The organism is Sphingobacteriales bacterium (genome assembly GCA_016700115.1).
In the GTDB taxonomy this organism is placed as follows: Bacteria; Bacteroidota; Bacteroidia; order Chitinophagales; family UBA2359; genus UBA2359.
In genome coordinates this window covers 4,174,381-4,196,929 of record CP064999.1, presented here as the reverse complement: position 1 = coordinate 4,196,929, position 22,549 = coordinate 4,174,381, and the positions used below count along the sequence as shown (strand labels likewise).

Annotated in this window: 28 protein-coding genes; 20 read left to right on the top strand and 8 right to left on the bottom strand. The window is 40.4% G+C overall.

What is annotated here, in order from left to right:
- Positions 1–166: 166 nt before the first annotated feature.
- On the bottom strand, positions 167–955 hold the full coding sequence (locus IPM47_15010) for a hypothetical protein (protein QQS28167.1): 789 nt from the start codon (positions 953–955) through the stop codon (positions 167–169).
- A gap of 361 nt (positions 956–1,316) precedes the next feature.
- On the opposite strand from IPM47_15010, the gene IPM47_15005 reads away from it, so the two are divergent.
- Positions 1,317–1,862 (top strand): RNA methyltransferase, encoded by a 546-nt coding sequence (locus IPM47_15005; GenBank protein QQS28166.1) that lies wholly within the window; start codon positions 1,317–1,319, stop codon positions 1,860–1,862.
- Between the two features lies 1 nt (position 1,863).
- Here the strand turns inward: IPM47_15005 and IPM47_15000 are convergent, their stop codons facing one another.
- The 3 genes from IPM47_15000 to IPM47_14990 all read right to left on the bottom strand — a co-directional run bounded on the left by IPM47_15000 (position 1,864) and on the right by IPM47_14990 (position 4,889).
- On the bottom strand, positions 1,864–3,084 hold the full coding sequence (locus IPM47_15000; GenBank protein ID QQS28165.1) for a pyridoxal phosphate-dependent aminotransferase: 1,221 nt from the start codon (positions 3,082–3,084) through the stop codon (positions 1,864–1,866).
- 174 nt (positions 3,085–3,258) lie between these two features.
- Positions 3,259–3,771, bottom strand: coding sequence for a DUF1573 domain-containing protein (locus IPM47_14995; GenBank protein QQS28164.1), 513 nt, complete (start codon positions 3,769–3,771; stop codon positions 3,259–3,261).
- Between the two features lie 194 nt (positions 3,772–3,965).
- Positions 3,966–4,889: a glycerophosphodiester phosphodiesterase gene (locus IPM47_14990; GenBank protein ID QQS28163.1), complete on the bottom strand. Its 924-nt coding sequence runs from the start codon at positions 4,887–4,889 to the stop codon at positions 3,966–3,968.
- 142 nt (positions 4,890–5,031) lie between these two features.
- On the opposite strand from IPM47_14990, the gene IPM47_14985 reads away from it, so the two are divergent.
- A complete protein-coding gene (locus IPM47_14985; protein QQS28162.1) occupies positions 5,032–6,003 on the top strand; it encodes a M23 family metallopeptidase in 972 nt (323 codons plus the stop codon).
- 15 nt (positions 6,004–6,018) lie between these two features.
- On the opposite strand, the gene IPM47_14980 is transcribed toward IPM47_14985, so the two are convergent.
- Complete coding sequence (locus IPM47_14980; protein QQS28161.1) at positions 6,019–6,654, bottom strand: acetyltransferase; 636 nt, start codon at positions 6,652–6,654, stop codon at positions 6,019–6,021.
- Between the two features lie 35 nt (positions 6,655–6,689).
- The gene (locus IPM47_14975; protein ID QQS28160.1) at positions 6,690–7,541 is read right to left on the bottom strand and encodes an MBL fold metallo-hydrolase; all 852 of its coding nucleotides are present in this window, start codon (positions 7,539–7,541) and stop codon (positions 6,690–6,692) included.
- Positions 7,542–7,792: 251 nt separating this feature from the next.
- On the opposite strand from IPM47_14975, the gene IPM47_14970 reads away from it, so the two are divergent.
- From IPM47_14970 to IPM47_14960, 3 genes are all read left to right on the top strand, one after another.
- On the top strand, positions 7,793–9,262 hold the full coding sequence (locus IPM47_14970; protein ID QQS28159.1) for a hypothetical protein: 1,470 nt from the start codon (positions 7,793–7,795) through the stop codon (positions 9,260–9,262).
- A 159-nt stretch (positions 9,263–9,421) separates the two neighbouring features.
- Positions 9,422–9,718 carry a transcriptional regulator gene (locus IPM47_14965; protein QQS28158.1) on the top strand — a complete coding sequence of 99 codons (297 nt, stop codon included), beginning with the start codon at positions 9,422–9,424 and terminating at the stop codon, positions 9,716–9,718.
- Between the two features lie 23 nt (positions 9,719–9,741).
- Positions 9,742–10,143, top strand: a complete 402-nt coding sequence (locus IPM47_14960) for a diacylglycerol kinase family protein (GenBank protein QQS28157.1) — start codon at positions 9,742–9,744, stop codon at positions 10,141–10,143.
- Here IPM47_14960 and IPM47_14955 read toward each other — a convergent pair.
- Both IPM47_14955 and IPM47_14950 read right to left on the bottom strand, forming a co-directional pair.
- Entirely contained in the window at positions 10,118–11,296 is a 1,179-nt protein-coding gene (locus tag IPM47_14955; protein QQS28156.1) for a glycosyltransferase, read from the bottom strand. The two genes, IPM47_14960 and IPM47_14955, sit on opposite strands and share 26 nt — an antisense overlap.
- A 223-nt stretch (positions 11,297–11,519) precedes the next feature.
- The gene (locus tag IPM47_14950; GenBank protein QQS28155.1) at positions 11,520–12,221 is read right to left on the bottom strand and encodes a hypothetical protein; all 702 of its coding nucleotides are present in this window, start codon (positions 12,219–12,221) and stop codon (positions 11,520–11,522) included.
- A gap of 688 nt (positions 12,222–12,909) precedes the next feature.
- Between IPM47_14950 and IPM47_14945 the strand changes: the two genes are divergently transcribed.
- The 15 genes from IPM47_14945 to IPM47_14875 all read left to right on the top strand — a co-directional run bounded on the left by IPM47_14945 (position 12,910) and on the right by IPM47_14875 (position 22,428).
- The gene (locus tag IPM47_14945) at positions 12,910–13,047 is read left to right on the top strand and encodes a hypothetical protein (GenBank protein QQS28154.1); all 138 of its coding nucleotides are present in this window, start codon (positions 12,910–12,912) and stop codon (positions 13,045–13,047) included.
- A 242-nt stretch (positions 13,048–13,289) separates the two neighbouring features.
- Positions 13,290–13,460 carry a hypothetical protein gene (locus IPM47_14940; GenBank protein ID QQS28153.1) on the top strand — a complete coding sequence of 57 codons (171 nt, stop codon included), beginning with the start codon at positions 13,290–13,292 and terminating at the stop codon, positions 13,458–13,460.
- A 212-nt stretch (positions 13,461–13,672) separates the two neighbouring features.
- Positions 13,673–13,972, top strand: a complete 300-nt coding sequence (locus IPM47_14935; protein QQS31490.1) for a DUF559 domain-containing protein — start codon at positions 13,673–13,675, stop codon at positions 13,970–13,972.
- Between the two features lie 63 nt (positions 13,973–14,035).
- On the top strand, positions 14,036–14,608 hold the full coding sequence (locus IPM47_14930; GenBank protein QQS28152.1) for a hypothetical protein: 573 nt from the start codon (positions 14,036–14,038) through the stop codon (positions 14,606–14,608).
- A 70-nt stretch (positions 14,609–14,678) separates the two neighbouring features.
- A complete protein-coding gene (locus IPM47_14925) occupies positions 14,679–14,888 on the top strand; it encodes a hypothetical protein (protein ID QQS28151.1) in 210 nt (69 codons plus the stop codon).
- 6 nt (positions 14,889–14,894) lie between these two features.
- Entirely contained in the window at positions 14,895–15,515 is a 621-nt protein-coding gene (locus tag IPM47_14920) for a hypothetical protein (GenBank protein ID QQS28150.1), read from the top strand.
- A gap of 69 nt (positions 15,516–15,584) precedes the next feature.
- Entirely contained in the window at positions 15,585–16,943 is a 1,359-nt protein-coding gene (locus tag IPM47_14915; protein ID QQS28149.1) for an RHS repeat-associated core domain-containing protein, read from the top strand.
- An 11-nt stretch (positions 16,944–16,954) separates the two neighbouring features.
- Positions 16,955–17,503, top strand: coding sequence for a hypothetical protein (locus IPM47_14910; protein QQS28148.1), 549 nt, complete (start codon positions 16,955–16,957; stop codon positions 17,501–17,503).
- Between the two features lie 345 nt (positions 17,504–17,848).
- Positions 17,849–18,652 (top strand): RHS repeat-associated core domain-containing protein, encoded by an 804-nt coding sequence (locus IPM47_14905; GenBank protein QQS28147.1) that lies wholly within the window; start codon positions 17,849–17,851, stop codon positions 18,650–18,652.
- A 114-nt stretch (positions 18,653–18,766) separates the two neighbouring features.
- A complete protein-coding gene (locus IPM47_14900) occupies positions 18,767–19,282 on the top strand; it encodes a hypothetical protein (GenBank protein QQS28146.1) in 516 nt (171 codons plus the stop codon).
- 113 nt (positions 19,283–19,395) lie between these two features.
- Complete coding sequence (locus tag IPM47_14895) at positions 19,396–20,649, top strand: DUF2380 domain-containing protein (protein ID QQS28145.1); 1,254 nt, start codon at positions 19,396–19,398, stop codon at positions 20,647–20,649.
- A gap of 9 nt (positions 20,650–20,658) precedes the next feature.
- Positions 20,659–21,285, top strand: a complete 627-nt coding sequence (locus tag IPM47_14890; protein QQS28144.1) for a hypothetical protein — start codon at positions 20,659–20,661, stop codon at positions 21,283–21,285.
- The gene (locus IPM47_14885) at positions 21,266–21,424 is read left to right on the top strand and encodes a hypothetical protein (protein ID QQS28143.1); all 159 of its coding nucleotides are present in this window, start codon (positions 21,266–21,268) and stop codon (positions 21,422–21,424) included. Before IPM47_14890 ends, IPM47_14885 begins: the two co-directional genes overlap by 20 nt.
- A gap of 37 nt (positions 21,425–21,461) precedes the next feature.
- Positions 21,462–22,223, top strand: coding sequence for an RHS repeat-associated core domain-containing protein (locus tag IPM47_14880; GenBank protein ID QQS28142.1), 762 nt, complete (start codon positions 21,462–21,464; stop codon positions 22,221–22,223).
- Positions 22,186–22,428: a hypothetical protein gene (locus IPM47_14875; GenBank protein ID QQS28141.1), complete on the top strand. Its 243-nt coding sequence runs from the start codon at positions 22,186–22,188 to the stop codon at positions 22,426–22,428. The genes IPM47_14880 and IPM47_14875 overlap by 38 nt, the downstream gene beginning before the upstream one ends.
- Positions 22,429–22,549: the final 121 nt, after the last annotated feature.

The following is a 22,549-nucleotide window of genomic DNA, read 5'->3' as shown; positions in this document are numbered from 1 at the left end:
GTAATAAGAACATTGACGGATCTTCTTTACTTTTCAAAACGTAAAGCTCGCACTGCTTATTAAATACAGCGATAACATAATTCAGAGAATAAACAAAGGGTTAAAAAATAAAAAAGAGGGAGCGATATATTACCGCTCCCTCTTTTTTAATGATAAAAAAACCGTATTAAGGCATTAAAAAATAACGAGAATTTGCTACTTCAATTAACTCTATTTGCTGTTTAAAATTCAGAAATACCAAAACTTTACCCGATTTACCTTTCAGATTAATCTCAATCATAGACTTAACCGATGGAAAACCCTGAAGGTTGTAGGTATAAGTATTGGCATCTTTAATATCGAAAGTTCCTTTTGGTGTTGTAACAGTATTTTCTCCAAAAACAAAAGACAGATTATCTGATTGCTTTATTTTCGTAGGTTGGTCCGAAACAGTGGCATCATCAATCATGGAATAAGGGAAAAATGTTTTATCAATAAGATTTGAGTATGCCCGTACAAAATACTGGTTTTTACCGGTAAAATAAGTTTTCTCAGATGCAAGTTCGGCTTCCTTTTTTTGAGCCAGATAAAAAGTGTGTTCCCCTGCCGATTTAGAATAAAAATAAAGTAAATCCACAAATTTTTCCTGATTAAGTACCACTTTTAACCTTGCAGACTGACCTTTAATATCCATCAATTCATAAATATAGCCCACTCTGTCAGGATGTTTTGATAAGATTTGAAACTCACCTAAAGACTCGACACCATTAATCATTATTTTTGCGGGTAAAATATTTAACACAATTTGACCCGGATTTAATCCATTAATATCTCCCTGCCCGATCTGATACATAGATGGAACAAAAACTTCACCGTCCAATTCGTGGATTACGTTATATCGGCGGTCGGAAACATAGGTGAAACTCTCTGTTTGACTAGCATCGTTTTGTGCAAATGCATTGGTTTGTGCAAACAAATTTAAAGTTGAAAGAGAAATAAAGAATAGAAAAGTAAAAAATTGGTTTTGCATAGGTAAAATGAGGGATAGAGGGATGAATAAACAGAATTCAATGATTAGGATAGAGGGTGAAAGTTTTGAAACGATAAAGGTAAGATAAAATTGTTTAAATGAATTGGGATTATCAATTAGATTAAACATTTAGAAAAAAATGGATTGAAAAGTTGAAATGCCTTTAAATTTAAGAAATCTTAGGATAGCTTCTGCTTTCAACCATGAACAAACTAAATTGGTTTAAACAGATTTAGATCAGATGGTGAAAAATATATGGATTTGCGATTTACCTGTCCTATTAATTTTATCAATGTAAGTTCCAGTAATGCGAAAAACACCTAATAACGAATTGCTCCGAAAATCGGAAGAAGAATTTAAAAGGGCTGAAAAATTACCTGTTGTCGTCGTATTAGATAATGTCAGAAGTGCAAATAATGTGGGATCGGTTTTTCGAACCGCTGACGCTTTTTTAATTTCAGGTGTTTTTCTTTGTGGTATTACTGCTCAACCACCCAATAAAGATATTTACAAAACTGCGTTGGGGGCAACAGATTGGGTCGAATGGCAATATTTTTCACAAACAAAAGATGCAATTTCATATTTATCAGATCAGGGATACTTAATAGTAGCGGTTGAACAGGCTGATGAAAGTGTATTACTTCATGAGTTCAACATTCGTCCTTCACAAAAATATGCTTTAGTGTTTGGGCATGAGGTAGATGGTGTCAGCAATGAGGTGATGCAAATTTCTGATTTGTGTTTAGAAATACCCCAATTGGGTACCAAACATTCGCTCAATATTTCAGTCAGTGTGGGGGTGGTTTTATGGGAACTTTTGAGGCAATATGTTTACTCAAATCAGAAGCAATAAGTTAAGCTTGTGCATTTGCAGGATACTTTTGTTTTCCGGGATAGGCTTTTAAACCTGCTTCGAGACAAGTTAGTGCATTTTTCAAATCTTCTTCTTTTAAAACATAGGCAATCCGAACTTCATTTAGCCCCAATCCTTCTGTGGCATAGAATCCGGTTCCCGGTGCCATCATGACCGTTTGCCCGTTATAACTAAACTCTTCGAGCATCCACTGGCAAAACCGGTCGCTATTGTCAATCGGAAGACGAGCTACAACATAGAATGCCCCTTTTGGCATAGGACAAAAAACGCCTTCTATTTTGTTTAAACCACGCACTAATAAATTTCGGCGATTGGTATATTCTTCAATCACCTGGGACAGGTAAATTTCGGGGACCTCTAAACCGGCTTCGCCTAAAACCTGACCATAGGTCGGAGGGCTTAACCTTGCTTGTGCAAATTTTAGAGCGGTTGCCATAACCTGCTTGTTCCGGCTAATTAAAGCTCCGATTCTTGCGCCACAGGAACTATAACGTTTTGATATTGAGTCGACAACAATGGCATTGTTTTCCAATCCACTCAGGCTTAGGATTGAAGTGGGATTGGCTCCGTCATAAGCAAATTCACGGTAAACTTCATCTGCAAACAGGAACAGGTCGTGTTTTAAAACTATTTTTCGCAGGGTTTCAAGTTCCTCAACAGAATATAAGTACCCGGTTGGGTTGTTGGGATTGCAAATCAGAATGGCTTTGGTTTGGGGGGTAATGAGTTTTTCAAACTCCTCGATTGGGGGTAATGCGAAATTGTTTTCTATTCTGGAAGTGATGGGTTTTACCACGACATTTCCTGCTACTGAAAATCCGTTATAGTTGGCGTAAAGGGGTTCCGGAATGATCACCTCATCACCTGCATCAAGACAGGACATCATGGCAAATAAGATGGCTTCCGATCCGCCTGTTGTAATCAGGATATCGTTGTAGTCCAGTTCAATGCCATAGTTATGGTAATATTGGGTCAGTTTTCTACGGTAACTTTCGTTGCCTGCCGAGTGACTGTATTCGATTACTTTTGCGTTAAAGTTTTTTACCGCATTTAACATCACCTCCGGCGTTTTTATATCGGGTTGACCTATGTTGAGATGATAGATTTTAATGCCGGCAGCTTTTGCTTTTTCGGCATAAGGTACTAATTTCCTGATGGGAGATGCGGGCATCATTTCACCCCTTTTGGATATAACAGGCATAATTCTGTAAGTTGCTTTGGTGAGAATTTGATGCAAAATTAACCAATTATTACAATATCCGTTCTGATTTATGTGGACTTCGTCTGAATGGCTGTTTGAGAAATGGAGGCATTAAAAAACCTGCCATCATTTAGTTTGATGGCAGGTTTCTATATAAAAGCTTTATTAAAGGGATTAGTTGTTGTTTCCGTCGTTGACGATAGATTGTGTACGAACGGGTAAAGTTTCATCTACCGGCGCTACTTCACCTTGCAACACATTGCCTTTAATGTAAATGCGCTTTGTGGGTTCGTGTGCGTTGGAGGTAATGGTGATGGCTTTTGTAAAGGGACCGAGGCGTTTGCTGGTGCTGTAAGTGGCAGTAATTGTTGATTCTTCACCGGGTTTTATGGCTTCGCGGGGCCAAGAGGGCGTGGTGCAGCCGCAAGACGCTTTAACGTCAGAAATTATTAAATCTTCTTTTCCGTCATTTTTAAATTTGAACTGGTAAGTTGCCTGTGGGCCTTCGGGTAAATCGCCGAAGTCGTGGGTTTCTTTTTCAAAGTTTAAAATGGGTTTGGTTGTTTCGACTAAGTTACCGCTTTCGTCCAAAATGTAGGAAGCGCCGCTTTTCATTTCTTCAGTCTGTGCAAAAACATTGCTGCCAAAAGTGAGCAAAACAATGGCTAAAATGAGTAAATTCTTCATAAAACAGATGGTTTTTAATTGACTATTTTATTTGGATAAGCTTAATTTGCTTAATTCTACACAAAGATAGTTTTGTGTTTTTATTCAACAAAGCTTTTGAACTAAAATTTTAGTTTAAATACAAAAACATTTTCTTACGACAATTTTAATCAAAAATAGTTTAATCCGGGCAACAAAAATTTACAAATAAAATATTACCTGAATTGTTGCAACAACTCTGCTGCTAAATCCGGATAGTCTGTGATGATACTATCTACCCCTTTTTCAATCAAATCTATCATTAAGGCTTGTGTGTTTACCGTCCACGTAATTAGCTTTAGCCCATTTTGATGCACTTTATTAACTAACGTTTTACTAACTAACGAATAGTGAGGGGCATATATTTGCGGCAGAAAGCCAAGGTCTTTGATTTGAGATTCAAAATTACGAGGAGAGGCAGTTAAAAACGATAAGGGATAATCCGGTTTTAGGTTGTTCAACTCTTTTACAATGCGAGTATCGAATGATTGCACGATTACTCTGTTGTTGATATCAAACCGGGTGATAATTTCATTGACCAATTGAACAAACAGCGGTGGGGAGGGTTGATAAAACCCATCTCCGGCCGTTCCATTTTCAGTTTTTATCTCTATGTTATAAACCGGCATCTTAAGGTTATTTTCAACAGCATATTCATCTGCAATTTTTATGACTTCCGAAAGCAGGGGTTTAACTGCCGGTTGGGGAATTTGTCTTTTAAAATCAGGATTTCCTCTTTTCCCGCAATCAAACTGAACGACTGCATGATATGGCATTTGGTAAATAATGTGTTGATGGGCTGTGTTGAAAGTTACCGGTTTGCCATCGGGAAAACTACAGATTTGGGGATTAAACCAGGGTTCGTGTGAAACAACGACCTGATTGTCCTGACTTATCACCACATCTAATTCCATAGTATGTATTCCCAGGGACAAGCATTTCAAAAATGAAGGAATGGTATTTTCAGGCAGCAAACCTCTTGCGCCTCTGTGACCCTGAAATGTGAAATTTTCGGGCAATTTTACCATTTTCGTTTTTTTAGCTCCCTTTAACAGGAATGAAGCTAATGTTTGAGAATTTGCTGAGATAACCGGCTTCATTATTTTATAGATACGATTTTACAAATAACCGGATGGCAAGATACTGATTGGCAAAGAATAAAAATACTGCCCGAATTGGTTAAGTTTTCTAACTTTGCATGTTTTTGTTGCGAAACGACAACTTTTGAACATTCTTGTCATTATGAGCAATGTAAAATATTATTACGACCGCGAGACCCTGAGATATGAAAGGGTTAAAAAATCGTGGAAAAATATTCTCCTCAGAGCGCTTGGAATTGGGTGTGCCGTTTTGGTGTTCAGCGTGATTATTGTGGTGATTGCTTTTAAATATATCGATTCTCCAAAAGAAAAAGACCTCAAACGGGAAATTGCCGATCTGCATTTACAATTCACCCAATTAAACAACAAGGCATCACTTTATGAAAAGGTTTTAACCGGGCTGCAAGATCGCGATAAAAGTATTTACAGAACGGTTTTCGAAGCCGAACCTCTTTCTGACGATATCCGAAAAGCTGCGATAGGCGGAAGCAACCGCTTTGAACATTTAGAAAATTTTACCAACAGCAAACTAATTATCAGCACTTCTGAAAAAATTGACCAAATCGGGAGGGAATTGTATATTCAATCCAAATCCTATGACGAAATCATAGATTTGCTCAAACGAAAGGAAGAAATGTTAGCCAGTATTCCTGCCATTCAGCCTGTTTCCAACAAAGATTTGAGACATATCGCTTCGGGTTTTGGCAGACGTATTCACCCTATTTATAAAACGCGCCGTATGCACACCGGATTAGATTTTTCTGCTCCGTCAGGAACTGAAGTGTATGCTACCGGAAAAGGGAGGATAGCTTCAGTTGAAAAAGCCGGGCGTGGGTATGGAACGCATATCGTGATAGATCACGGTTATTCTTACAAAACTTTGTATGCCCATTTGAGCAGTACGCGCGTTAAAGAGGGGCAATGGGTGAACCGCGGCGATGTTATCGGAAAAGTTGGCAGTTCGGGAACTTCTACCTCCCCGCATTTGCACTATGAAGTGATTAAGAATGGAACAAAAATTGACCCCATCAATTTCTTTTTTAATGATGTCAGCCCTGAAGAGTTTGAAATGATTTTGGAGCTTTCTTCACGCCACAGCCAATCTTTTGATTAACGCTGACGTTTTTTTTCAAATCAGTCGCAAGGGTTTTTTTAGAATTTTTACCGGATTTCCTATTGCAGATACCCCATCCGGTAAATCTTTTTGTACAACACTCCCCAAACCAATATTGGCTTTCTCACCAATTTTTACCCCGTTTGAAACGACTGTCCCCGCACCGATAAAGGTTTGGTTGCCAATATGCACTTTTCCGCAAAGGGTTACGCCGGGCGCTAAGAAACAGTTGTCTTCCAAAACGGTGTCGTGCGAAACTGTTACCGAATTGTTGAGCAATACTCCGTTGCCGATTTTTACCTTCCGGTCAATATTACAACATGGATAAAGATAGCTTGCTTCCCCGATTTCGGAACTATGTGATATATAGCAAGACTGATGTACAAAAGAGGGAAGGCTTCTTCCCAAGGATTTCAGAGTATTGAGTACCTCCTGCTTTAAGCCGAGCCGCCGATAGCCTAACCCTATAAAGAAATGGTAATCCTGATAAGTGTCGAGCATATAGTCTGAAAAAGCATGGGCATTTATATAGCCTTTTGCATGAAGAGCATCGTCAAAAGTAATTCTAAGCGCCGGCATATATCTATGCTGAATAAATTCCCAAAGTTGCTCTCCTAATTCACCAAATCCAACAAATGCAATTTTGTTCATTCCTGTGTTTTTAAAATAAGCGCAAGCAAACAAGTTTAATAGACGAGATGCCCAAGACTGAAAGTTTCCGTAACCTCAATTCCACCCTTTTCGGTTTTGCGTATCCGGGCGCAATCGTTGGTGCGGTCGTGTTCAAAGAACAAAATTTGATGTTCTTCGGCTGCGCGGTATAGAAAATCTTTTTTTTCTTCCAGTGTTTGAAGCGGGCGCACATCATAAGCCATCACATAAGGCAGGCGAATATGTCCGGCGGATGGGATAAGGTCGGCCATATAGACCAGGGTTTGTCCATCCGGCAAAATAATATGGGGGATAATCATGGCCTCTGTATGTCCATAGACTAAACGGATGTAGAGATTTTCGCATAAAAAATCACCATCAGAAAGCCAGCTTACGCGGTTATTCTGACGAAGGGGTTCAAAATTTTCAGACAGAAAGGAAGCTTTTTCCCGTTCGTTTGGGTGAATTGCCCATTCCCAATGTTGTTCATTGCTCCAGTAAACGGCATTTGGAAAGGTGGGGGATAATTCGTTGTCTTCGTTTTTTTGAACGGCACCTCCGGCATGGTCAAAATGTAAATGGGTGAGCAATACATCGGTGATATCTTCGGGATTTAGGCCAATATCATTTAAAGAACTCAGGAGGGTTTTTTCCCCGTGAGGCTGATAGTAGCTGAAAAACTTGGGGCTTTGTTTATTTCCCAAACCGGTATCTATCAGGATGCGCCGGTTTCCTGTTTCAAGCAGCAGACATCTCATCGCCCAGGTGCAAAGGTTGTCGTCGTCGGGAGGGTTAATATTTTGCCAAATTGTTTTGGGTACCACTCCAAACATTGCCCCTCCATCTAATTTAAAATACCCGCTATGGATGGTATGAAGTGTTAGCATATATAAGTACTCATTTTTGCATAGCTGACAAAGATAGCGTTATTTTTTTGGAAGGGAGTGAATTTATTTAATATTATTCGGACATAGCTGAATTTGGAAGGATTCTTAAAATCAGGATATGTCCGGAATTTGTTTTTTGCCCCTTTTTGTTTCTGTAACATGCTCCATATATATTATTCCCCTTAAATTTACCGTATAAACCGGAACCTATTTAACATAGTCCCTTTCTATTTTATTTTTCAATTATCAAGATGAAAACGATTGTTCAAATTTTGGCCCTTGCGGCCTCTTTATTAGTATTTTTTGGTGTACAGGCGCAAATTCCTCAAAGCTTTAATTATCAGGCCATTGCGCGGAATGCCGATGGCAGTGCGATGGCTAATACTACGGTTGCCATTCGGGTGAATATCAATACTTTGATTTCGGGCGGAACGACTTTGTACAGCGAAAGACACGATATTACCACCAACCCGCAGGGATTGTTTACCGTCCAAATAGGGTCGGGCATCGTGTTGGGCGGTAATTTTGCTTCGATAAACTGGACAAGCGGTGCAAAATTTGTCGAAACAGCCTTAGATATCAATGGCGCAACCGGTGGGTATTCTTTTGTTTTGATGGGAAGCTCGCAGTTGGTCAGTGTTCCTTTTGCACTTGCTGCACAACAAGTTTTAAGTGCTCCTACTTTAGATCAGGCTTACAATGCTGGCGGAAGCGGTGCCGGACGGGTAATCACTGCCAATGCGGGGGCTGTGGAGGTAACCGGAAATTCAAATGCTTCGGTCAATATCCGTTCCACCCATAGCGGAAACGGGGTGGCTCTGATTGCAGAAAATACGAATGTCGGTGGAACATTTGCTTCCATACAGGCGACTACCAATTCCGGTTCCAATCTGGCTTCGGCAATTGTGGGGAGCAGCAGCGGGATGGCTTATGCCTTGTCGGGGCAATTGGAGGCTACCGGTACTGCTCAAAGTGCTGTTTATGGCAATAATCTTCGCACATCGGGCGGACATGGTTTGATGGGGCATGGATTTAACGGCACAATCGGCGAAACTAACTACAGTTCGGGTTTTGGAATTTATGGTGAAAACTATGATGCCATTGCGCCCTTGGGGAATGGCGTGGGGGTAGCGGGAATAGGATATTACGGAGTTTTGGGACAAGACCGTTATCTGGGCGGGCAGGCAGGTGCTTATGGAGTTTTTTCTAACGGAAATTTTGTGGCAACCGGCACAAAAAGTTTTATGATTGACCATCCGCTTGACCCTGAAAACAGATTTTTAAAGCATTTTACCCTCGAAAGCAACGAAGTGCTGAATGTTTACCGCGGCAATGTTGTTTTTGGACCTGAAGGCGAGGCGGTTGTTTCACTTCCTGAATATTTTTCGTCCATCAACCAAAATTTCAGCTATCAACTAACTCCTGTCGGGGCAGCTATGAACTTATATATAAAGGAAAAAATTTCGGGCAATACCTTTGTAATTGCCGGTGGTTTGGAGGGAAAAGAGGCATCCTGGGCGGTGTTTGCCGAGCGGAGTGATGCTTTTTTAACCGAATACCCCATTCACCGGGAAGCAGAGCCGGAAAAAAGAGCGCACGAAAAAGGGAAATATCTGATGCCTGCTTTGTTTGATCAGCCTGCTGACAAGGGTATTTTTTACCTCCAAAAACCCGAAACTCTGGAACAAATCCGGTTAAATGTGTTAAACTCTAAAGATTAGGCAAGTCTGCCTGTTTTGACAGTTTTTTTAGCCACCCCTCCCGCGAAAAGAGCCGGATTTGGGTTTTTTACAAAAAAACAATTTTTGCGAAAAAGTCCTTTATATTTAGGTTTTTTTGTGCTTGTGCGCAATTTATTTTTCCATGTTCAGACCTGGTTTATGAAAGACATTTTAAAATTAATGAGCAAAGCTTTTGACAGTCGTGTCAGAATTGCCCTCATGTCTGTTTTGCTGACATCCGGTGATTGGGTGGATTTTAACGACCTCAAAGCCATGCTGGGGGTTACGGACGGAAATATGGCGAGCCATATTCAGGCACTGGAAAACAGAAAATTTATCGAGGTGCGCAAACGGTTTATTGAAAAACGCCCCAATACTTCGTACCGGATTACCGAAGAAGGTAAAATTGCACTGAATAAACATGTGAACGCTCTCCGGCAGTTGCTTAAAATTTAAATTTCCTTAAAATTTTGTTGGTTATGAACAATGCACCATCTCCACGTACAGGTCAGGATTCGTTTTTTACCAAAGAGCTGAACAGTTTCGGCTATGCTATGCGCGGGTTTCGGTATGTGGTAAAGCATGAGCGGCATATCCGCATACATCTGGTGATTTCGGTGCTGGTGATTTTGGCAGGCCGATTTTTTGGGCTGAGCATGATGGAATGGTGTTTTGTGGTCTTTTCAATCGGGGCAGTCATTACTGCCGAAATGCTGAATACATCCATCGAGAAACTGACGGATTTGGTCAGCAGCCGGCATCATCCGCTTGCCGGATTGGTCAAAGATATTTCGGCAGGGGCGGTGTTGGTGGCGGCTTTGACGGCTGCTGTTGTTGGCAGCCTTGTTTTTTTTCCTAAACTGTTGGCAGTATTGCATTAGTCAACTCCAAAATCCCATTGGTCATGGCTTTCCAACTGAACCGGTGTTTGTTTTGTGCTGTCCCTTTGCTAAATTCTTCCTCACGTTGGTGAGTAAAAAAATCATCTAATGCATCGGCGATGGCAGCCGGATTTTCGGGCGGGACAACATAACCGGCTATGTTGTGAGGCACAATTTCGGCAAGCCCACCGACATCGGTTACCAACATGGGGCGGTTAAAATGGTAGGCCATTTGTGTAATGCCGCTTTGTGTGCCGGTGCGGTAAGGTTGGACGATGATGTTGGCGGCACAGAAATAATATTTTACCTCCTCCGAAGCAATAAACCGAGGTTCGATTTTTACATTTTGCTCAAGGTTTAATGCGGCAATCATTTCCAAAAACCGTTCGATGGGTTCGTAAAATTCACCGGCTATAAGTAAAAGCAGGTGGTGATTTTGGCTCAGCCGGGGGTCGGCCATTGCTTTAATCAGGACATCCAACCCTTTGTAGGGACGCACCAATCCGAAAAAAAGGGCAATATTTTGGGTTTGGGAAAGCCCTAAATATTGACGGGCAACCCTTTTTTCGGCGATTTGACCAAAATTGTCATAGACCGGATGGGGAATAAATACGGCTTTGGAATTGCGGTTAAATTCGAGGAGTTCTTTCCTGACCGAGTCGGAAAGACAGACAAAAGCATGGCAGGAACGGACAAAATAACGGGTAAACCAACGGTCGAAAGGGCGGGGTTCGTGAGGGTGTAAATTATGCAGAATTCCGACGATTTTGGTATGCCGGTTGCGCAAAATCAGACGGTTGACCGTTCCCATCAAAGGCGCAAGGTAGGGCATCCAAAACTGCCAGATCACCAAATCGGGCTTTAACTGTTTGATTTTAAGCCCTGAAATTATCCAGTTGACCGGATTTATGGAATTAAAAAGGCGAAAAATTTTGATTTCCGGTGGTGGATCATTGCTGTATTGGGTTTTTCCCGGAAAAATAAAAGCGGGATATTGAAGGGTGAAGGTAAAAATTTCAGAATTGTGTCCGGATTTGGCAAATGTTTCCGACAATCTTTCGCTAAACGTGGCGATGCCTCCGCGATAGGGATATGCCGGTCCTAAAACCAATATTTTTTTACCTCCCCCCCCCGATATTACCTTGTTTTCCATGCCAACAAAGGTAGCAGAAAATTAAATTCATACTGCTTCCATAGTTTTAGGATGGCTTATGAATTTTTTTAGTGCTTACTTCTTTAAGTACCAGCCAAAATTCAGTTTTCATTCAAAGGGCTAAAATTGACTTTCAAATGATTGCCAATATTTTAGCCATGCAACGATGGACTTTGTATTGGATCTATAGGAGGCTGTCTTTTTCGAGGCTTTTTTAACCCGCTCAAATAAAGGGTACGACCACGATAGAAACGGGCAAAGAAAGCATCCCTACCTGCACCCCTCCATATCGGAAAACGGCGCGGTAGGTCCAAATTTCAGGAGCCGAACCTACCGGCAACGTAATGGGGTCTTCGAAGGAAGAAGTTACGGTATAGTCCATTTTAACGTACCCCAATCCGTGACCCCGGTCAACATAAAAATCGGTGCTTTCGGCTTTCCCTTTGGTGAATTTAAGTAACACTTTACCTGCATTCAGAACAGCTTTAAGCTTCGGTTGCCAATTTGTTGTATCGGTAACCGTAGAATCTGGACCGATAACCTTTAAATCCCTTCCGATAGATTCGGTGTAGTTGGGGTGATTTTTTATGATTTGTACCAATTTGATGATACGTGCCATCACAGGCTCGGTAGGAGCCGTTGGCGGTGTACCAAGCGTAACAAGGGTAGGAATACCGCTTACAGGCTCACCGGCTTTCCCGCGAATATGAACGCGTTTGTAGGCGGTCCACTCGCTTGAATTGGCTTTTAGTGCGCGTTCAAGTGTCAGCACATAATCAATTACAAGGGTGGCATTGTTGACATAAGCCAATGTAGGTGCATCAATTTCCAATGCAGTGGCATGTTCGGGCAATTTGGTGTTGAAATTGTTCAACCATCCGTTTCGTCCATCATCAGAGTTGGGCAAATAATATTCTGTTGCCATAATGTTAAAATAATTTTTTTGTTTAAAAAATAAGTACTTTCATAACTTCAAACAAGGCCTTGATTTGTTGTTATAGTTCAGTAAACAACATTCGTTTTTTAAAAGTTTCATCACGGCTAAATATTTTTGCCTTTTTTTGCGAAAAATCTTCTAAATATTCATCAAAGAATTTATTTCAAGCCCAATTCGCTACTTTTTTTTGCAAAAATTTTGTTAAATTACATAAATTCGCTGCTTCATCTGCTTCATATTGGGGCCAATATGCCCCAGATTGAACTTCCTTCAACGTAAAAGTAACTTTTTCGGAGGCTCAAAAAACTTCTTGCAAGTTGTAAAAAACTTTTTCCGGCGCTGAATAAATCCCGCACATTGCTCACTGAACTTTTAAAGCAACAAAAAAAGTGCCGGCAAACCCTGTGAATCTTTTTCGGGAGCAAAAAAAATTCCGCAAACCGGCGACTCAACATTTTTAGCAACCGAAAAAACTTCCTGCAATGCTCACCCTACTTTTTCAGAGGCAGCATAAACAGCTTCTACCCTTCAATAAACTTTTTGAAAGGCTGAAAAAGCATCCTGCAAGCTTTCATATTTTTATTGCGATTTAGAAAAACTTGATTTTTTTGGCCTCAAAAGGGATAATCCCACCGCCAACCCCGAATATGCATACGATGCCAACGGCAACATGGTCATGGATGCCAACAAAGGCATGATGATACAATACAACCACCTCAACCTGCCCCGCAAAGTTACCTTTGCCGACGGCAAAACCATCACCTGGATTTTCGATGCCACCGGCTGCAAACTTCAGAAACGAACTTGTATATAAAGAAGTAGCAGCCTGTTTTTACCCCTAAATCCCCTGCAGGGGACTTAAATACGTCTTTATTGTCAAGTGATTTTTATAATACAATCAGTGTGTGGGCAGTGATTTCAGTTTGAATTTATATAACTTTAACCAAGTAAATTTTCTTTACCAACTCAATGCCGCTTATCTTCTCAAACACAACTATCCTTCCCCCTACGAAGCAAGCAAAAAGTCCCCTGCAGGGGATTTAGGGGTAACAAGGCTTGCCCATTCAAAAACTTTCTCCTAACTTTGAAGCACCGGTAGGGGTAAAGGCGAATAATTATCAATACAACGGCATTGAGTTGGTAGAAGATTTTGGGTTGCATGTCAATCATGCTGAGTTTCGCACGCTTGATCCTTTTCTACCCCTAAATCCCCTGAAGGGGACTTAAATATGTTTATACTATCAAGTGTTAGCAAATACAGACAATGTTTAGGCAACAATACAATTCATTATTTTATTTACCAACTTCACCAAAATTAAAATCATATACTGAACCTATGTTACCCGAAAACAAACCTGATAACCCAATTTGCAAATGCCCCACCATGGTTGTTTCAATATGCAAAAACAATACGTACAAACCCTACTCCTGCAGAAGCGATGCTTTGGCAGTACCTATACAAAAACCAATGTTGTGGGGTCAAATTCAGAAGACAACACCCCCTTTTATATTTTATCGCCGACTTTTATTGCCATCAGGCAGGTTTGGTTGTTGAAATTGACGGTTCCATCCACCAAATTAAAGAACAGTACCAATACGATGTTGCTCGTACTGCAGAACTGGAACAACTCGGAATTGAAGTCATACGTTTTACAAATGAAGCGGTTATTGAAGATACAAAAGCAGTGTTTGAATCAATAAAACAGACTGTACAAAACCGTTTATTGTTTACTCCTTAACCCACAGCTTCCCCTACGAAGCAAGCAAAAAGTCCCCTGCAGGGGATTTAGGGGTAACAAGACTTGCCCATTCAAAAACTATCTCCTAACTTTGAAGCACCGGTAGGGGTAAAGGCGAATAACTACCAGTACAACGGCATTGAGCTAATAGAAGATTTTGGGTTGCATGTCAATCATGCCCTGTTTCGCACGCTTGACCCTCAAACGGGGCGGTGGTGGCAGATAGACCCGAAACCTAACTATACCCATAGTAATTATGCCGCAATGGCCAACAACCCCGTGTTGTATAGCGATATTTTAGGAGATACCATACGAACCAATTTTAAAAATAATCAGGTAGCTAAGGCCGCCTATAATTTATGGTCATCTACAAAAGAAGGCAAAAAATTTCATGCGTTATATGGGGAAGGTGGCAAATTTGGACATGTTTCGATTTCTTTTGATGCAGAAAAAACCAAAAACAGAATTGCCAATGGAGAAACACAGGTTTACCTCAATGAGAAAGGGAAAGAGCCTAATATAGTAAAAGAAGGAGCAGTTAGCGAAAGAATTATAGATGCTGCTCTAAACGGAACCTCAGAAAACTACTTGTCTTTTAATATATCAATACCTGCTATACAACGCCAATGGCTTTGACGACTTCGGCACACAACTCGCCAACATTGCCGGCACCTTCGAGCATGAATCGCAGCATGTAGAATTGAATATGCAATCTATCTCTACCCGAGGTGTAAGAGAAGCGCAAGATGTACATCACGATGCTATGTTAAATACTTCCGGATATTTGTATGAAAACAGGGTAAACATGTTTATGGAGTTGAAGCCATTTTGGAATAAAACTTTTGAAAGACTACAAAAACAAGGATGGACACAAAATTACTTTATGGATAGGAATATTAATGATTTTATAAGATAGCTTGTTATGAAAAAAACATACACATATATTACAGGGCTTTTTATTTTTATAGTCTTGTTTTCTTGTAGCAACAAAGAAAACGACACAATTGAGTTTTACAGAAAAAACCGAAGTATCATGTACGAAGTCTGGCAAAAAGAATGGAGAGATACTTTTAAGTTTGGAACAGATGATTATGATACAGGAATTCCGTTCATCTTAGATACAACCAGAAATCTACTTTTTATTTTTGACAATGCTCTTTTCTTGTACAAAATTAACTCGCAAACAGGTGTGCTTATTGATAGTATAGATTTGTTATCAGGCTATACTTACAGAATGTCCCCACAAAGCAACAAACTATTATATGCCTATCCCGCATTGTTTTTTTACCATGAAACCATTTTACATTTTGACATGGATTTTAACTTTCGGGCCAAATACATAGATTCTATTGATCAGGAGAGAAAGAAAAGATATCCCGAAACTATTCCATTTAATTTAGACCTCGATTCAGTACGAATAATACTGCCAGATAAATTATGGGTGCGGCTGAATGACCAACAAGGATGCATCGAAGAAATGATTTTTAGTGTAAATGCAAAGATGGAAGCACCGGTTATATATTCTACTTATATAGTAAGGTAAGTAACTTGGATTTACGATGCCACCGGCCGCAAACTCCAAAAACGAACCTGCGAGTCAGGAACTGCTCAAATGCCACCACCACCAGCCACTCCTCCGATTGACAAACACAGATTTTTCTCCGCGAGGTTAGATTCCGTAGGGTCTGCCCGCTTGCCCGGAACAGATACCCTGACCGAAGGCGAATATTACCGCAACATATCCGAGCGCATACAATTTATCAAACGCCTGATACCACCCACTTTCACCAATCCCGCCGAAAGTATGCCACCACCGGAAGAGCCTCCGACCAACTGCGACAAACGCGACTATATAGGGGCAGTAGAATACGTCAACAATATAGCTGAATCTTACTACCACGAAGAAGGACGCATCAACTTGCTACCCGGCATGAACCTCCGCCACGAATACTCCCTGCGCGACCACTTAGGCAACACCCGCATCTGTTTCACCGACTCCGACAATGACGGAACAGCCGAAATCTTGCAACAAACCAATTATTATCCTTTCGGCTTGCCCATCCAAGAATTATCCACTACCTTCGATGGGGAAGGGAATAACTACCAGTACAACGGCATTGAGCTAATAGAAGATTTCGGGCTTCACGTCAATCACGCACAGTTTAGAACCCTTGACCCTCAAACGGGGCGGTGGTGGCAGACAGACCCGATGGCAGAACTTGCTCCCGAATGGTCACCTTACAGGTTCTCCTTCAATAATCCGATACTCAATACAGACCCTTTAGGATTATTTGAAACCCGCAAGGAAGCGAAAGCATATCGCAAGGAACACGAAATGTCGGGCAAGATAAATAAGAGTTGGGAGGACGGCAAGAAAGTTTTCTCCATAGAATCGCAAACTCGGATAATGCAGACGGGAGAGGATGGTTCTAGGGAAACGCTAAACATAAATACCTCGACTTACAGATGGTCGGAAAGCGGGGAAGTAGTAACCGCAACGGAAATTATTCCGAATTCAAATACATGGCAACCCTTTACCGGGTCAAGCGGGGCTATAAATCAAAACTACTTTTTTGAAGGATTCGCTATTCCTATCCCAATAGGGAAATTGTTCAGCGGGTCAAAACTTTTCAAAATTGGTGGTAGCTTTGCGGATGAAGCCACTAAGACGAGTACGAAACTAATTAGTCAATTTTCTACAAGCACAATTGATGATGCAGTTGGTCTTGTAATGAAAGATCCCAACAAAATAGCTCACTTATTTGCTCCAAAACATAATCTTGGTGGATTAGTATCAAAATTTGGCGGTCAAGAAAATACTGTTAGAGCTGTTTTAAATGCAGCGAATGGCAAACTACCTGCAAGTGGTGTTTTTAATAATCTTCCAGTAAATGTTGGTGGACAAACAATCTTCCTGCGGGGCAATGTTATTAATGGCGTACCAAGACTTGGAACAATGTTCATTCCTTAAAACAATAGATTATGAATTGGAAAGAACATTTAATTGAGTTGGAACATCGTAAGGATTATAAATTGGCTGTTGAGCTTATCCAGAAAGTGATTAAAGACAATCCTGATGATGTTGAAGCGTATATAAGAGCAATCTACTTGCTTCATAATATTTTAGTTGAAGAAGATTACCCAGAATTAGAACACGATTTTTTAGCGAGTTTATTAAAGTCTTATTTTGATATTTCATACTTGAAATTTTCAAACAATCCAGAGTATTCATTTTTTATAGGTAAAATTCTTTACATAGCTGAATGGTACTTTGGAGTGGATGACGATTTTAAGCCAACAGAAGAAAAGCAAGCTTTTCAAATGCAAAAAATGGCACACGAAATAGAAAAAGATAATGTTTTGTATGAGTGGGCTTATCGGTTCAGTCTTGGAGAAAAATTAGCTTCACATTTAGCCGAACAAATTTTATCACAGAATAAGTCCAAATTGGAATGGTTGAAATCAAAAGGCTTTCCAGGAGAATATATTTTGGAAGCTTTAGAGCAAAGCCGAGAACAACAAAGTTTATAAATCAAAGCCCCTCACGGGGCTTTGTTATTTTACATCAGAGAGAACGCTACTAAGGGCATCCTTTAATTTTTTCTTACCAGCAAAGGCATCTACAATAGAAAACACGGTTTTCTTTTCTTCAACGCTAAGGGCTTCAATGGCTTTTACTTTTTCCAACATAGAACTATTATATAATTCACATCCGCACCACCCCTACCCAAGCCTCTTTAGACATCATAGACTACTATAACGCCACCAATACCAAAAAATAAAACTTAACCAACCGGAGAACCGCTCAATATAACCCAACAAGTTGCTACAAAGCAAGCAAAAAGTCCCCTGCAGGGGATTTAGGGGTAACAAGGCTTGCCCATTCCAAAACTTTCTCCTAATTTTGAGGCATCTGTTGGGGTAGAGGCTAACAACTATCAATACAACGGCAAAGAACTGAACGAAGATTTCGGATTGCATTGGATGGACTACGGCGCAAGGTGGTATAACCCGCAAATCAACAGGTGGGGGCAGGTGGATCCATTGGCAGAGAAGTATGTGAATATATGTCCTTATGCTTATGTTGCTAATAATCCTATGATTTTTGTTGATCCTGATGGGCGTAACACCGCTTATTATGATCAAGACGGCAAACTTATTCATTATTCTTATGATGATTTACCAGACGCTGTTACGACGGTCGGCAGCGAAAATATTGACAGGATTCATTCCCTGACTGGCGGGCAAAGGGATGCTTCTTACAGTAAGGAGGGGGCAAGCGATATGAGAAACATGGGTGTAAGCTATATGGTGGAAGGCATAAAAAGTTTCGCTTTGCGGTCCGATGCCAGACGTGATCAAACAGGCAACTTCTTTGAAGCTGACAGTAACGGTAAAATAGGTCAGCCCGCCAAAGTTGAAAGCAAAAACAATTTATATACAATTGACGGAAAGAACGTTTATGTTGGGAGTAGCTATAACGACAATATAGGTTCGCATGGTGCGTCTGAATCCCCTAAAAATTCTGAGGTTTTATTTGGTACTATTGTTTCTGATATCCATAGTCATCCATATAATAATAGAAATCAACTATTTTATTATAAGGATGATGGGACGTATGGGACGGGACCTGCTGAATTTGGCCCATCTACTCAAGATATCTTGAAATCTCAAACCTAGAAATTATTATAGAATAGTAACCGGACGTAACAAAGAAGGAGGCTTGGAAATATATTTTTATGGAAATAGCGAGGCAAAATCATTCTCTGTTCCACTCAATAAATTTAATAGGTAATGAAAATTATATTAGCGTTGTTAAGCATTATGTTGTTTTTAAGTTGTCGGAAAAGCACAAACTTGGTGTCTAAAGATATTGAATGTCAGTTTAAATTGGAAGCGTATAGAAAGCTTATTTATTGTGAACGAAAACAAAAACGTACTACAAACGGAATGTATGTTGTTCAACCTGTATATAATAGGGGTTGTCAATCTTTAGATGAATACGGGTATATAGAAAATATGGAAGTTCCTTCATTATTACTTTTGGATATTGTCGTTCAACACAAAATAATTCAAAACGATACTATGTTCTTGTATTTCGAATATTATCATGAAGGTTATTGCGTAAGCCCCGAATTCCCCGATATATATACGCAGGCCGCTTTCGTTAAAAACAAATTAACGCTAATGTTTCAAGGATCAATTTATTTTAACAAAGACAATTTTGATTATAGTATTCTAAAAGATTATGTTGCCAATAATCGACAGTTTGTAAATGTGTGGCTTAGAGAAAATATAAACTGCCGATAGAGGAACTTCGGAACATTATGAATGTAGTGGTATAGTTGGATTTTATGAGTACATCATTGCTATCTTCTCGTTCAGATATTCAGAGTTTATTGGGATTCAAGAACTCTAAACACATGGTATTCAAGAGTTGTCTGACAAAACAATTTATCAAACGCCTGATACCGCCCACGTTCACCAATCCCGCCGAAAGCATGCCTCCATCTGAACCCCTGCCGACCAACTGCGACAAACGCGATTATATAGGTTCGGTAGAATACTACGACAACACCCCCGAAGCCTACCACCACGAAGAAGGACGCATCAACCTGCTGCCCGGCATGAACCTCCGCCACGAATACTCCCTGCGCGACCACTTGGGCAACACCCGCATCTGTTTCACCGACTCCGACAACGACGGAGACCCCGAAATCCTGCAACAAACAACTTACTACCCTTTCGGCCTGCCCATAGAAGAACTATCCGAAACTTTTGACGGGGTTGGGAACAACTACCAATACAACGGCATTGAGCTAATAGAAGATTTCGGGCTTCACGTCAATCACGCACAGTTTAGAACCCTTGACCCTCAAACGGGGCGGTGGTGGCAGACAGACCCGATGGCAGAACTTGCTCCCGAATGGTCACCTTACAGGTTCTCCTTCAATAATCCGATACTCAATACAGACCCTTTAGGATTATTTGAAACCCGCAAGGAAGCGAAAGCATATCGCAAGGAACACGAAATGTCGGGCAAGATAAATAAGAGTTGGGAGGATGGCAAGAAAGTTTTCTCCATAGAATCGCAAACTCGGATAATGCAGACGGGAGAGGATGGTTCTAGGGAAACGCTAAACATAAATGCCTCGACTTACAGATGGTCGGAAAGCGGGGAAGTCGTAACGGCAAAGGAAATTACCCCAAATTCAAATACATGGCAACCCTTTACCGGGTCAAGCGGAGCAATAGAGCAAGACTATACGCTTGAAGGATTAGCTATGCCGTTAGGAAAATTGTTCGGCGGGTCAAGACTTTTCAAAACGGGTGGCAACTTTGCGGATGAAGCCGCTAAGGGCAGTACTTCACTTTTCAAGTCTTTTACAAAGAGTAATTTCAGGCATAACTTAGGGCAATTGACAGGAAACATACCTGCCAACTCGCATGCTCATCACGTTTTTCCACAAAAGTTTGCTAATCAATTTTCTAAAGCCGGCATAAATATTCATGACCCAAAATTTGGGGTGTGGTGGCAAACGTCAAGTCATTTAAAAAACGCTTCGGGTTACAATGAGGTTTGGAAACAATTTTTCAAAAACAATCCAACTCAATCTCAAATATTGGACAAAGGGCGACAATTAATGCAACAATATGGTATACCCGTAAATTTTTAATTTTTAAAAATGAAAACTAAAAATTTTTATAGTTTTGGAAGTAAATTATCTTTATCAACTGTTCAGGCCCATCCAATCGGTTTAAAAGAGTTTCATCCTATTGACCCCAATAAAAAATATTTTTATGATGAGTTAAGGTTAGTTCAAGGTGATTACTCAGACATTTCTTTTCCTGTAATATTTAAGCAGGAATATGGGAAGAAGTTGGAAGATGTTTTAGATACAGGTTGGGCATGCCTGTATCTCATATCCGATAAGATGAAAACTATCTTAGAAGAAAATGGCTTAACAGGTTGGAAAACCTTTGAAGCGAAGGTATTAGACAAACAAGGGAAGGAAATAGAAGGCTATCACGGTTTGTCAATTACGGGCAGGTGTGGCGAGATAGATTACAACAAATCGGAAATAATAGAAAAAAGGCTTGTTCCCAATGCACCATTGGGCAAATACTACAAAGGTTTGCATGTCGGTTTAGATAAATGGGACGGCAGCGATTTTTTTCTACCCGAAAAGTACTTCGGAACAATCGTAACAAACAGAGTTGCTGAAGTATTGAAAAAAAACAAGATCACTAATGTCAGACTTGAAAATCTGGCAGAGATAGAAACTTCAGATTTTGATTTGCAAAATAAATAAAGCAGGTACCCGCAAAGATACGAATGCTTTTATTATAGAAATGTTTGTAATTTATTTTAACGAAGTAGCCAATGCACAGGAAGAAACTACTTTCATCGTCTTTGTCAATGATTTAGTTGTTGCTAACCAAAACTGTTAGTGGTTTTAAGATTTGTATTATAGAATTTTTTATAAAAATGAAATGCAACACCCGCATCTGTTTCACCGACTCCGACGACGACGGAACGGCCGAAATCCTGCAACAAACAACTTACTACCCTTTCGGCCTGCCCATAGAAGAACTATCCGAAACTTTTGACGGGGTTGGGAACAACTACCAATACAACGGCAAAGAACTGAACGACGATTTCGGTCTGCACTGGATGGACTACGGGGCAAGGTGGTATAACCCGCAAATCAACAGGTGGGGGCAGGTGGATCCTTTGGCGGAGAAGTTTTATGCTTGGAACGGGTATAATTACACATATAACAACCCCCTGAAACATACAGACCCCGATGGTAGAAAGCCTTGGTATGTGAACGAAATAACAGGAGAGGCGCAATGGCGAGATGAAGATGTAACAGCCCATGTAGATGAAAATAATACCAGATGGTGGAACGAAGGCAACACAATTGAAGGTGTTGATGCGCTTGGTAACTATGTGCGGGGCAATAATGACGGTACTACTTCCAATGAACTGCCGGGTGTGGAAATCGGGGGAAGCAGAAGCGTCAGATTTGGAGAAAAGTTAAGTGAGTATATGGGCTATGATGTTGGTTTGGAATTCAGCATTGGGCCTCAGTTAGGGTTTTCGTTGGGTAAAACGGATGTTCAGGTCGGAGGGAATGTAGAATTATTAAATTTGAGTTTAGCAAATGGAGCGAATGGCATAAGTGCTTCTAATATACAAATGAATGTATTTGCAGAAGGCAAAAAATGGATTGGGTGGTGGATCTGAACTTAATTTTAGTGGTCCACTAAATCGAATGGGAGAAACGTTAAGCTATGAAGTTGGAGCTAATTTAGGGTCAATGATAGGACAGGCACATGGTATTATGGGACCGAGTAGGAATACACATGGCTTAAGTACAAAAATAGAAGAAAGAAGAATCGGTTTCAATACAATTATTGGAATAAAATTCACTGTAAATCCAATTAAATAATTTTTTATGATTGAAATGATACTGATAATAATAATTATTTTGTTGTTTATTACACAAAGTATTGGAGCCATTCTTGACAAGCGACTTAGTGAGGGGGATGTTCCAGCAGAAGGAAGCATAG